This is a genomic window from Pelosinus sp. sgz500959, from assembly GCF_042610375.1.
GTDB lineage: Bacteria > Bacillota > Negativicutes > DSM-13327 > DSM-13327 > CTSoil-075.
In genome coordinates this window covers 1-12,622 of sequence record NZ_JBGJZL010000003.1, presented here as the reverse complement: position 1 = coordinate 12,622, position 12,622 = coordinate 1, and the positions used below count along the sequence as shown (strand labels likewise).

Below are 12,622 nucleotides of genomic sequence, written 5' to 3'. Positions count from 1 at the left end.
ATCTATTTAACCAAATTTTTTAGTTGTCATTAATACACGTTTTAACAAATCAATACTATCAAGAGCACGACCAGTACCCATACATACACATGACAAAGCATCTTCAGAAATATGCACAGGCATACCTGTTTCTTTCATTAATAAGGCGTCGAGTCCTGTGAGCAATGACCCACCACCAGTCATAACAATACCCCTATCCATAATATCTGAAGCGAGTTCTGGAGGTGTTCTCTCTAAAGTCACTTTTACAGCTTCAACAATACTTGCAATCGGTTCACTAAGAGCTTGCTGTACTTCACTCGCTTTGATCGTTAAGGTTTTTGGTAAGCCACTTACTAAATCGCGACCTCTAATATCCATAGTCTCTTCTATTTTAGGAACAATAGCTGCTCCAATTGTCATTTTTATTTCTTCTGCCGTACGTTCACCAATCATCAAATTATAGGTACGTTTAATATACTGCATAATAGCCTCGTCCATTTCATCGCCACCAACACGAATGGAACGGCTCGTCACAATACCGCCCAAAGAAATAACGGCAACCTCAGTCGTACCACCACCAATATCAACAACCATATTACCTGTTGGTTCATGAACAGGTAATCCAGCACCAATGGCAGCGGCCATAGGTTCTTCAATAAGGTAAGCTTCTCGCGCACCAGCTTGGATGGTAGCATCAATAACAGCACGTTTTTCAACTTCTGTGACTCCTGAAGGTACCCCTACAATAACCCGTGGTCTAATAAATGATTTAGTATCAATCGACTTACGAATAAAATATTTAAGCATGGCCTGAGTCACATCAAAATCAGCAATAACACCATCTTTCAAAGGTCTGATGGCTACAATATTGCCAGGTGTACGTCCAATCATTTGTTTAGCTTCTTCGCCTACTGCTAACACTTCACCAGTGTCACGTTGAATAGCCACAACAGATGGTTCGCTCAGTACAATACCTTTTCCTTTAACATGCACTAAGGTATTGGCAGTACCAAGATCTATACCCATATCTCGGGAAAATGATCCAAATAAATTCTTCATAAAATATAGCCCCTTTCTTTAAGCAAATAAAAATTGCTTATACCACTTCATATTATATTATTCCCTTTTCTTTAAGACTAACATACTTATTATCGCCAATGATAACATGATCGAGTACATGAATTTCTAAAATTTTTCCAGCTTCAATCATTTTTTTAGTAATTACAATATCGTCCTGGCTCGGAGTTGGATCACCACTTGGATGATTATGAACAAGAATGACTGCTGCTGCTGAATGATTAATGGCCTCTCGAAACAATTCTCGTGGATGCACGATTGACGCATTTAAACTGCCAATGGAAATAGTCGGAGTTGCTAAGACGTGGTTTTTAGTCGATAACAGTAGAATCATAAAATGTTCTCGTACTTCATATCGAAGTCTTGCCATTACTAAATCTACTGCATCTTTGGGTGCTCGAATCACAGGCTTATTAACTGTCGATAAGCCATTAAGACGTTTACCAAGTTCAAGTGCAGCAACAATTGTCACTGCCTTTACTGGACCAATTCCGTTGATTTTGCTTAGCTCCTGGGGGGCAAGACTTGCAAGGGCACCAATGCCCAGCTCTTCATACTTTTTGAGCAGTCGTTCGGCCAGTCGTAAAACAGAATCATTTTTACTACCTGTCCGAAGTAAAATAGCCACCAATTCAGCATTACTTAAGGTTTGAGCACCCTTCTTTAGCATTTTTTCCCGAGGTCTCTCTTCTTGAGGTAGTTCTTTTATCATCAGCGGCTTACTGTCATTCATAACAAAGGGACACCAGCTTTCATTAATACATCAGACAATTTATATAGGGGTAACCCTACAACATTATTATAACATCCCTTAATCTCTTCAACCAAGAGTACACCAATTCCCTGAATTCCATAAGCTCCTGCTTTGTCTAGTGGTTCACCTGTCGCGAGATATTTTTCAATTGTCTCGCTCGTAAGATTACCAAATTTTACAGTCGTAACAACAAAATCAGTCCAAGCTTTACCCGCCTTGACAACAGCAATACCCGTAATGACTTGATGCTCTTTCCCTGATAAATGAGTCAAAATACATCGCGCATCATCTATATCTATTGGCTTTCCATATACTTTGCCATCTAATACCACAATGGTATCAGCGCCAATGATGACATCATCAACACTCGATTTCAAGGATATGTCCACCGCTTTGGCTTTCGCATGAAAAACAGCCAATTCCTGTGGCAATAAGTCTTGATGATTATCTTCAACAACATCACTAATTCTAACGGTAAAATTGCAGCCAACCTGCCTTAATAATTCTTGACGTCTAGGGGATGCTGACGCCAAAATGATCCCCATAGTGAAACACCTCCGAAGCATCTAAATCAAACACGTCTGAACAATAAAAGGGCTGCGATCATACCCAAAATACTGATTAAATTAGGCTGCAACGCAAAACCTAACATCACTCTTACAACATATAAATTGATACTAACTGGTGGCACATCTAAAACAAGGAAGGTTTTTACTAAATAAGGAGCCCAGTCAACCAAAGCATCTGCACGGGAAATAAATTCCCCTAAAATACCACCAAAAACTGCACCCGTAATCAAAAACAATAGTAACATACCATACCCTTTGCTTTTAACACCTCGCAAAACTTCTACCCCCTGCTTCTTTAAAAGTTACTTACCGATTTGGAACTTTTGCTATAAAATAAATAGTCGTAATTCCAGTAGCTAAACCTGTAGGCAGTGCAAATAATATAAGATACGGTAAATACCATAATAAATTGACACTTGATACTAATAGGGCTGCGACTGCAATTTGTACTACATTGTGAGCGAGTGCACCAATAATACTGATACCCACTAAAGAGAACTCAGGATGCCAATAGTGATATACTAAAGCCATGGCAACTGTACTCCCTATCGCACCACTCATACTCATCGCAAAAGCAGGTCCTAGAAATATACCACCAAACAAGGCTGCTAAAAAAACACGTACAATCGCTACATAAATCGCATCACGCCAACCAAACATGCGAATCACAATCAGGGACACAATATTAGCAAACCCTAACTTTATACCAGGTACTGGTAAAGGCAACGGGAGCCAAGATTCTACCACATGCAATACGCTCGCTATAGCGATCAATAATGCTAATAATACCATGCGTCTCGTATTTTGCATAACTCTTGCTAATACCCCTTTTTTAGCGGTATAGTATTTTCCAAATAACCATCAATTCAGGTACAGGGACTTTATCAATCTGGTTCCACCATCTTGTCCGTTAGTCTAGATTATTTTACCGCATAATTCCCTAACATGCAAATAAGATAGTTAAAAAAACGCAGAAGGTAATTCCTTCTGCATTTTTAGAACTATCTTGATTTTATCCAATGACCAGATTCCTCTAAGACTCCCATTTTCTATCATTAGAATCTCTGAGGACTAAATCCTTGGATTAGGCAACTAAGTCTTTTTTATTTTGCACAAGATGCACAAGCTGCAACAACGCTTTCATTACTTTCCGTACCAGGAACAATCCCTGTCACGAAAGGACGAATAGCTTTTGTTGGGCATTTGCTTAGGCACAAAGCATCTGAACATACTGTCTCACAAATTTTTGAATCGACAATCGCCAGATTATTTTCCATTTTGATAGCTCCATGTGGGCATTGACGCATACATAGGGAACAACCAATACAAGCAATCGTACATGCTTTTTTCGCTACAGGTCCTTTGTCTTTCGAACTACAATTTACTCTTACCTTTGCCTCAATTGGCATAAGAGTGATAATCTGTTTTGGACAAACACTGATACATTTGCTACAAGCAGTACATTTATCAGGATCAATAATTGGTAAACCATCAACACTCATCACCATAGCGTCAAAAGGACAATTTTTAACACATGTGCCTAAACCCAAGCAGCCATATTTACAAGACTTTGATCCACCAAATAGTAAATTGGCAGCCGTACAATCTTCAACACCGCTGTATTCATAGGATTTGGACGCTTTAGCATGAGTACCAGCACACTTCACTTGTGCAATTTGTGGTTCCATCGGAGCCGCAGCTTTACCTGTAAGTTCAGCCACGAGTTTAGCAACTGCATCTTTACCTGGTGTACACAAATTAGGCGGTACATCAGCATTCGTTACAACGGCCTCAGCATATGCCATACAACCAGCATAACCACAAGCGCCACATTGCCCTTTGGGCAAGATATCTTCTACAATATGGATGAGAGGATTGACCTCAATACCAAATTTTTTATTGGAATAAGCCAATAAAAAACCGAAAAATAGCCCTAGAGATGTCAATACCAGCAATATTGCTATTGGTATACTCATTTTTCATCACCTTCAATCATTTCTTATAGTGTGATCATTCCCGAAAAACCAAAGAACGATAATGCTAACATTCCTGCCAAAATAAAGGAGATACCTAGCCCCTCAAGGCATTTTGGTACATCCGCATATTGTAGTTTTTCACGCAGGCTAGCCATTAAAATAATAGCCAAAGCAAATCCTGCTCCAGAGCCAAGCGCTCTCACTAAACTTGTTAAAAAATCAGAATGAAGCTCCGCATTGGTAACTGGTACAGCTAATACAATACAGTTAGTGGCAATCAAAACAAGATAGATCCCCCACATATTATATAACGCTGGGGCATGTTTCTTAATAATCATCTCCAATAATTGTACAAAACTAGCGATCAGCAGTACAAATGAGATTAACATCAAAGACTGTAACCCGAGTGGTACCAAAATATAAGTGTATACAGCCCAAGCAAGTAGTGAACTTAGGGTCATAACCGACGTAACAGCCATTCCCATACCAATTGATGCGTTGAGATTTTTCGATACACCGAAAAAAATACACAACCCCAAAAATTGGGTCAATACAAAATTATTTGTTATTGCCGAAGCAACAAATAGTTTTAAATATTCCTCCATTATGCCTCACTCCCTTGCTTAGTAGCCTTTGCTTTTTTTTGATATTCGCCAATCAAATTAAAGCTTGCAATCATTAGCCCAATCATAATAAATCCACCTGGTGGCAAAATTGCAATTAATGCTGGATCATATGATGCCCCCATAACTTGATAGCCCATTAATGTACCGTTACCGAGTATTTCACGGAAGATGGCAATGAAGACCATAGCTCCAGCGAAACCAGCACCCATTCCTAACCCATCAAAAAAGGAAGGAATAATAGGATTCTTCGCTGCGAATACCTCTGCCCGAGCCAAGATAATCGCAAATACAACGATAAGATTTAAATAAAGGTATAAGGATTTATATAAAAGAGGAAAATAAGCTTGCAATGTTAAGATAACAACTGTAACAATTGTGGCAATCGACGTAATGTATACAGGAACGCGTACTTTCGGATTCACTACTTTACGGAAAATAGAAACTACTACGTTGTTTGCAGTAATAACAAACATAACCGATAAACCCATCGCCAATGCATTCGTAACAGTGGAAGTAACCGCCAATGCCGGACACAAACTCAAGGCAAGGCGGAATATGGGGTTTTGATCAAATAAGCCTTTGTAAAATATGTCCCATAAATTTTTCATATTCAGCACCTCACTTCTTCTGGGTAGCTACAAAAGCAGTAACTTCTTCCGCAGCTTCCTTAATTCCTTTGGTTACCGCCCGGGAAGTAATCGTTGCCCCAGTTAATGCTTGAATATTTTTATCACTAGGAACTTTTACTACTTCTAGATCATGGGCTTCTTTGCCAACAAATCTCTTACGAAATTCAGGTTTATCAGCTTTATCCCCAAGACCAGGGGTTTCATTAAACTTTAAAATTGCATAATCGATGACCTTACCCTCTGTAGATACGGCTGCTATCATTTCAATAGCTCCACCATAGCCTTTACTTTCTGTCGGTACAACATAAGCAATGACTTTGCCATTTTTCAAAGCAGCAAACCAACCCTTTTTACCGTCGATGGCTTTGAAATCCTCAGCATCAGCGACTAATTCTTTGCGGGCCTTATTATCGAGTTCAATCTTAGACTTCGCCGCTACCGGTGCCGTTAAAGCATAGGTTCCTGCAATGACTGCGCTTGCAAGTAAACAAGCAAGGGTAAGATTGATACCGACTTTAAAAATACTATCGTTTTGTTCATGTGCATCATGTGACATTATGCCTTACCTCCTTGCACCATATTTTACAGGTCTAACCAAACGATCGATTAACGGCGTAACACAGTTCATTAAAAGAATTGCATAACATACGCCCTCAGGATAACCTCCCTGTAAGCGGATCAGTACAGTCAGCGCACCAGCCCCTACAGCAAAGATAATTTGCCCTTTCATCGTAATCGGAATGGTTACCATATCGGTTGCCATATAAAAAGCGCCTAGGATAAGACCACCAGACATCATATGAAGAATTGGGTCTCCGCCAAATGCAGCCGTCAACACTCCTACTGTACCAATCATAATAACAGGTACTTGCCATTTGATATATCCTTTATATATTAGATAGATACCACCTAAAATTAAAAGAATAGCGGAAGTTTCTCCCATACTACCAGAGCGCATACCTAAAAATAATGATTTATACATTGCACCTTGATCACCAAAATGCTCAAGCAGTTTTTGATACCCTTGTTGTTTAAGAATACCTAATGGCGTAGCAGACGTTAAACCATCGACTTTGCCAACCATATCTTTTGAAATTGGCCAAGTTGTCATAGCAATTGGCCACGAAGCTAAAATAAAGGCACGACCAATGAGCGCTGGATTAAAAATATTAAAACCCAATCCTCCCATAGTATGTTTTGCAATAGCAATAGCAAAGATTGACCCCGCCAATGGCATATACCACGGCAATGTAGCTGGAATATTCATCGCGAGCAGCAATCCTGTTAAAAAAGCACTGCCATCATTAACAACCATAGGTTTATCTTGCCATTTTAAAACCAAATATTCTGTTGCCATCGCAGCAACAATACAAATAACCATAGTAAAAAGTGCAGGCATTCCAAAATTATAAATTGAGAAAAGTGCTGCAGGCGCAAGCGCTGCATTCACACTCCACATAATTTTTGAAATTGATTCGTCACACCGGATGTGGGGTGATGCCGAAACCATTAAATTTTCTATTTCGATTTTTGCTTCTGTGCTCATACCGCCACCTCCTTATTTCTTAGCCGCCATTGCTGCATTTTGAGCTTTGGACAATTTAACATAATGAACAATGTTGCGTTTTGCTGGACATACATATACGCAAGAACCGCATTCAACACAATCCAATAAATCATATTCTTCCTTAGCAACTGAATATGCACGACGTTCGGCTAATACACTCAGCATGCTTGGAATAAGCCCCATCGGACAGGCTTCAACACAACGACCACAACGGATACAAGGACGTTCCGGACCAACATTCACATCAGTTTCACTTAATGCAAGAATCCCTGAAGTTCCTTTTATGATAGGTACATCAAGAGTCCGTTGTGCCATTCCCATCATGGGTCCGCCCATAATAACTTTTACAGGTTTTTCCACAAAACCACCACATAATGTAACAGCCTGAGCAAAGGTAGTACCAATTCTGAGCAGTAAGTTTTGAGGTTTTGCCACTGAACCACCAGTAACTGTTGTTACACGTTCAATCAACGGAATACCTTTTTCTACTGCATCAGCAATAGCAACAACTGTACCCACATTCTGCACAACTACACCCACATCCATGGGCAGACCACCGCTTGGTACATCTGTACCGCAGATCACACTAATTAATGTTTTTTCAGCACCCTGAGGGTATTTAGTTTGTAACGTGACAACCTCAAGACCATCAACTCCATTACAAGCCTTCGTCAAGGCAGCAATTGCGTCTGGTTTATTTTCTTCAATACCAATGTATCCTTTAGTGACAGCTAATACTTTCATTGCAATTTGCATGCCAGTTACAATTCTTTCTGACTGTTCAAGCATGACACGGTGATCAGCTGTTAGAAAAGGCTCACATTCAGCACCATTCAAAATAAAGGTATGAATTGGTTTTTCGGCCGGTGGTGCCATTTTTATATGAGTTGGAAATGTTGCTCCCCCCATGCCAACCATACCTGATTGACGGATAATATCCTTAATTTCTGAAATTTCAAGAGTCTTCCAATTTCTTTCTAACGGTAATCCATCTACCCATTCATCTTGTCCATCGCTCTCAATAACGACAGCGGTACACGAACCAAATACTGGATGTGGATATTCTGCAACTTCTACAACTTTACCTGAAGTAGATGCATGAATCGGACTGGAAACGAAAGCTTGTGCTTCAGCAATAACTTGACCTTTCTTAACTAGATCCCCAACCTTAACGATTGGTGAACATGGAGCACCAATATGTTGTCTAACAGGAATAATGACTTTTTCAGGCACAGGTGCTACCTGAATCGGTTTGCTTGCAGTATACCTTTTTCGGTCGTCGGGATGTATCCCCCCACGAAAGCTTTTTGCCATAATTTCACCCCTTCTGAAACTAACCAAAATATTCTCGTACTCTTATTACTCTCTTACTACTCTTAAAGAATGCGCACAATAATAGGTTGCATCTTGACATCGGTTCTGGCGGCATTATCAAAGTATTTAATATAGATCACCGATAAAATTAAAGCCAGCATACCCCCTGTGATCTGCCACCATAAAACTGCGTTACCCAATCGCTCAGCAACTGCCCCCCCTGCTATAGCACCAAAGAAGACTGCAATCAGCGGTAATATATATACAATAAAAGCCGCTTTTAACATATTAATTTCTCGTACTTCAATGGCTACGCGTTGGCCAGGTTTAGCTCCAATATCATTTAAAGCCTCAAGAACCATTGCTGAATTACCCGGACAAGCGCCACAGTTCTCGCAGTCATTATGGCGACTGGTCTTAACTTTTGCCAAATTGCCTCCAATCACTTCAAGAACGATTCCTTCCTGTTGCTTGTCCATATAAGCTCCTTTCTATCGTCATTTAGGTAAAATAATTATTATACATTGCTACTTTACACTAGTTAAATAGACTCTGTCAACACGTCACAACCTAATAACTGTTATTATTAAACAGTTATTTTTTTCACTATTTCAATCAATTTAGATTTCGATAAGATAACTAACTATTTTATATCCCAGAAAAGTTGGCCTATGCCAACTTTAAGCTTTCTTGTCTGAAATTCTGGAAGTGGTGTCTATTATGACTTTTTATTATCCCACTTGGATTACGCCATTTCTTCAATCCAATAAAAATCACTACTCATTTTGTTTAAAATTACGCTCTGATAGCGCAAAAAAAAGCCGTGCAGTTTCTAGACACTGCACGACTTTTTTTTTAAGTTTTAGCTTATTTAATGACTGCTAAAATATCATTTGTTTTTACGCCTTGATCAGCTGCAACGTTGATAGATTTGATAGTACCATCAGCATTAGCAGTGATTTCGTTTTGCATTTTCATAGCTTCAAGAATCATCAAGACATCGCCTTTTTTAACAGCTTGACCTGCTGCAGCAACAATTTTAATGATTTTACCAGGCATTGGGGAAGTTACAGCAGTATCACCAGCGCCAACTTCAGCAGGTGCTGGAGCAGCAGGAGCTGCTGGAGCTTTAGGTGCTGCAGGAGCAGCAGCTGGAGCAGCTTTCGCTACAGGAGCAGCCGCTTTCACTTCTTTAACTTCTTCAATTTCAACCTGATATGCAGTACCATTTACGTTAATATTAAACTTTTTCATTTCATTAACCTCCAAAATTTTTATAAATTATTTTATAAATTATATTGAATTCGCTTTACGCGTTTTTGCGACCAGCGTTAGTCCATTCATCGCTATCGCGTCTGATTTTTACAGCTTGAAAGCTAGTGCCACCCATCATTTGATAAATGGCTGCAGTAATTACTGCTACAACTTCTGAGCTAATACCTTTTGCATCTATTTTCATACTAGTCCACACCTTCCTTATAGCGGAATATTACCATGTTTCTTTTGTGGTCTTTGTTCACGCTTGCTAGCCAGCATGCTTAATGCAGTAATGATACGAGGTCTGGTTTGTTTAGGTTCAATAACCTGGTCAACGAAACCACGTTCAGCTGCTTTATATGGAGTAGCAAATTCTGCTATATATTGTTCAGTTTTAGCTGCAACTTCAGGATCGCCACGGAAGATAATGTTAGCAGCACCAGCAGGACCCATAACTGCGATCTCAGATGTTGGCCAAGCCATTACCTGATCAGCACCTAAGTCTTGTGAACACATTGCTAAATAAGATCCGCCATAAGCTTTACGAGTAATTACAGTAATTTTTGGTACAGTGGCTTCTGAATAAGCATATAACATTTTTGCACCATGGCGAATGATACCACCATACTCTTGGCTCACACCAGGTAAGAACCCAGGAACGTCAACCAAGTTAAGAAGTGGAATGTTAAACGCATCACAGAAACGAATAAATCGTGCTGATTTGTCTGATGCATCAACATCTAAACAACCTGCCATAACGGATGGTTGATTAGCAATAATACCTACTGATTGACCGTCGAAACGTGCAAAACCAGTAATCATATTTTGCGCAAAATATGGTTGTACTTCATAGAATTCACCATTATCTGCGATTGAAGTAATAACATCTTTCATATTATATGGTTGGTTAGGATTATCAGGTAAGAGAGTATTCAAAGATTCATCCATACGGTTGATATCATCGGTACACTCAGCTACTGGAGCCCCTTCAAGATTATTGCTTGGCAAGAAACTCATGAGGTAACGTATTTGCTCTAAGCAATCATCATCATTCTCTGCAACAAAGTGAGCTACACCTGAAGTTGTATTGTGAGTCATTGCCCCACCAAGTGTTTCAGCTGTTACTTCTTCACCAGTTACTGATTTGATAACTTGTGGGCCAGTAATAAACATTTGACTTGTCTTTTTCACCATGTAGATGAAATCAGTTAAAGCTGGGGAATAAACTGCACCACCTGCACATGGTCCCATGATAACAGAAATTTGTGGAATAACACCTGATGCTAATGTGTTATTGTAGAATATTTTTCCGTATCCAGATAAAGCATCAACTGCTTCTTGAATACGTGCTCCACCTGAATCGTTGATACCAATTATTGGTGCGCCCATTTTCATGGCCAATTGTTGTACTTTAACGATTTTAGCTGCATGCATTTCTCCTAAAGATCCACCTACTACTGTGAAATCTTGGGCAAATACATACACTAAACGGCCGTTAATCGTACCATAACCAGTAACGACACCTTCACCTGGAGCTTCAACTGACCCCATGTCAAAATTAACACAACGGTGAGTCACAAATTGATCCAATTCAACAAAGGTATTTTCATCAAGCAATTTTTCTACGCGTTCGCGAGCAGTTAACTTGCCAGTAGCATGCTGTTTGTCAATACGTTTTTGACCGCCACCTAGCATGATTTTCTCTTGTCTCGCTTGTAAATCTTCAATTTTTTCTTGAACTGTAGCCATTTTACACCTCCAACAACATTCAAATATCACTATATAGGAAGTCTATATAGTTTGCAATATTTATAATTGTATTTATTATATAAATTTGTTGCAAAAAATCAGTTTACTTTATTGCAGATAAGTCCTTTCCTTGAGCGCACTACTACTAGGGAGAATTCGCTAAAAAACATATACTCCCTTACGCTTTTATTCTTGGTCAAATCCACTTAGCATCTGAATTTTTACAAATTGAAATAAAATTATTTACGCTCAGATAACTCAAGCAAAATGCCACCTGTTGCTTTAGGGTGAACAAATGCGATTTGAGCTCCGCCTGCACCATAGCGTGGAGTTTCATCGATCATGCGTACACCTTTTTCTTTAAGGTCAGCAATAGCAGCCTCAATATTGTCTACACGTAATGCAAGATGTTGAATGCCTTCGCCATTTTTTTCAATAAATTTAGCAATAGGGCCATCTGGGGAAGTGGATTCTAATAATTCAACTTCACTATCACCACAAGGAATGAAGCATACTTTTACTTTTTGTTGCTCTACAGTTTCTTCACCCATAACGGTCATACCAAGAACTTCAGTATAAAACTTTTTAGCTTGCTCTAAATCTTTTACAGCAATACCGATGTGATCGACTTTTAATGTATTAAACATAGTAAACCTCCGTTATTCATTATCGCAAAACACTTGTCATGATTTCTTTCACAACAGCATAAGGATTTTTTTCTCGACTTTCTACACTCATTACAAGCTCATCCATCTTACCGTCATCGGATAATTTTTTACGCACATGGCGTCCAATCTGTTCATCAAGCATCGCGAGTAATTCACTGCGCGTACGCTCTGTGCGTCGATTCACAAACTCACCCGATTCTTTGGCCCCAGCCACATGAGCACTGATTGATTCAGCTAACTCACAAATACCTTCACCACGGTTGGCGATAACCCGTTTCACCGGAGGACGCCAAGCCGTTTTCTGTTGGTTTAAATCCATCATCATTTCCAGTTCAGTGTTTAAACGATCAACACCGTCATGGTCAGCTTTATTGATGGCAAAAATATCACCAATTTCTAAGATACCTGCTTTAATCGCTTGAATATCATCACCAAGCCCTGGCACCAAAACGAC

General features: G+C 39.4%; 16 protein-coding genes and 1 pseudogene. All 17 read right to left on the bottom strand.

Annotation, left to right across the window (positions count from 1 at the left end; all coding sequences use genetic code 11):
- Nucleotides 1-6: 6 nt before the first annotated feature.
- Nucleotides 7-1,041 carry a rod shape-determining protein gene (locus ACAN52_RS04960; protein ID WP_378953134.1) on the bottom strand — a complete coding sequence of 345 codons (1,035 nt, stop codon included), beginning with the start codon at nt 1,039-1,041 and terminating at the stop codon, nt 7-9.
- Nucleotides 1,042-1,093: 52 nt separating this feature from the next.
- On the bottom strand, nt 1,094-1,792 hold the full coding sequence (gene radC / locus ACAN52_RS04955; protein ID WP_378953132.1) for a DNA repair protein RadC: 699 nt from the start codon (nt 1,790-1,792) through the stop codon (nt 1,094-1,096).
- Nucleotides 1,789-2,358: a Maf family protein gene (locus ACAN52_RS04950; protein WP_378953130.1), complete on the bottom strand. Its 570-nt coding sequence runs from the start codon at nt 2,356-2,358 to the stop codon at nt 1,789-1,791. Before ACAN52_RS04950 ends, radC begins: the two co-directional genes overlap by 4 nt.
- Nucleotides 2,359-2,384: 26 nt before the next feature.
- Nucleotides 2,385-2,657 (bottom strand): DUF4321 domain-containing protein, encoded by a 273-nt coding sequence (locus ACAN52_RS04945; RefSeq protein ID WP_378953128.1) that lies wholly within the window; start codon nt 2,655-2,657, stop codon nt 2,385-2,387.
- 31 nt (nt 2,658-2,688) lie between these two features.
- Nucleotides 2,689-3,192 carry a Gx transporter family protein gene (locus ACAN52_RS04940; protein ID WP_378953126.1) on the bottom strand — a complete coding sequence of 168 codons (504 nt, stop codon included), beginning with the start codon at nt 3,190-3,192 and terminating at the stop codon, nt 2,689-2,691.
- 293 nt (nt 3,193-3,485) lie between these two features.
- A complete protein-coding gene (rnfB, locus tag ACAN52_RS04935; protein WP_378953124.1) occupies nt 3,486-4,358 on the bottom strand; it encodes an RnfABCDGE type electron transport complex subunit B in 873 nt (290 codons plus the stop codon).
- A 23-nt stretch (nt 4,359-4,381) separates the two neighbouring features.
- A complete protein-coding gene (locus ACAN52_RS04930; RefSeq protein ID WP_378953122.1) occupies nt 4,382-4,963 on the bottom strand; it encodes an electron transport complex protein RnfA in 582 nt (193 codons plus the stop codon).
- Entirely contained in the window at nt 4,963-5,592 is a 630-nt protein-coding gene (gene rsxE, locus ACAN52_RS04925; RefSeq protein WP_378953120.1) for an electron transport complex subunit RsxE, read from the bottom strand. Before rsxE ends, ACAN52_RS04930 begins: the two co-directional genes overlap by 1 nt.
- 10 nt (nt 5,593-5,602) lie before the next feature.
- Nucleotides 5,603-6,169: an RnfABCDGE type electron transport complex subunit G gene (locus ACAN52_RS04920; RefSeq protein WP_378953118.1), complete on the bottom strand. Its 567-nt coding sequence runs from the start codon at nt 6,167-6,169 to the stop codon at nt 5,603-5,605.
- A gap of 6 nt (nt 6,170-6,175) precedes the next feature.
- A complete protein-coding gene (locus ACAN52_RS04915) occupies nt 6,176-7,159 on the bottom strand; it encodes an RnfABCDGE type electron transport complex subunit D (protein WP_378953116.1) in 984 nt (327 codons plus the stop codon).
- A 12-nt stretch (nt 7,160-7,171) separates the two neighbouring features.
- On the bottom strand, nt 7,172-8,494 hold the full coding sequence (gene rsxC, locus ACAN52_RS04910) for an electron transport complex subunit RsxC (protein WP_378953114.1): 1,323 nt from the start codon (nt 8,492-8,494) through the stop codon (nt 7,172-7,174).
- 62 nt (nt 8,495-8,556) lie between these two features.
- Entirely contained in the window at nt 8,557-8,973 is a 417-nt protein-coding gene (locus ACAN52_RS04905; RefSeq protein WP_378953112.1) for a SoxR reducing system RseC family protein, read from the bottom strand.
- Between the two features lie 388 nt (nt 8,974-9,361).
- On the bottom strand, nt 9,362-9,748 hold the full coding sequence (locus tag ACAN52_RS04900) for a biotin/lipoyl-containing protein (protein WP_378953110.1): 387 nt from the start codon (nt 9,746-9,748) through the stop codon (nt 9,362-9,364).
- A 55-nt stretch (nt 9,749-9,803) separates the two neighbouring features.
- Nucleotides 9,804-9,953, bottom strand: coding sequence for a hypothetical protein (locus tag ACAN52_RS04895; RefSeq protein WP_378953108.1), 150 nt, complete (start codon nt 9,951-9,953; stop codon nt 9,804-9,806).
- Between the two features lie 17 nt (nt 9,954-9,970).
- A complete protein-coding gene (locus ACAN52_RS04890) occupies nt 9,971-11,500 on the bottom strand; it encodes an acyl-CoA carboxylase subunit beta (RefSeq protein WP_378953106.1) in 1,530 nt (509 codons plus the stop codon).
- Between the two features lie 239 nt (nt 11,501-11,739).
- Nucleotides 11,740-12,147, bottom strand: a complete 408-nt coding sequence (mce, locus tag ACAN52_RS04885) for a methylmalonyl-CoA epimerase (RefSeq protein ID WP_378953104.1) — start codon at nt 12,145-12,147, stop codon at nt 11,740-11,742.
- 19 nt (nt 12,148-12,166) lie between these two features.
- Nucleotides 12,167-12,622: pseudogene (locus ACAN52_RS04880) on the bottom strand (methylmalonyl Co-A mutase-associated GTPase MeaB); the annotation flags it as partial.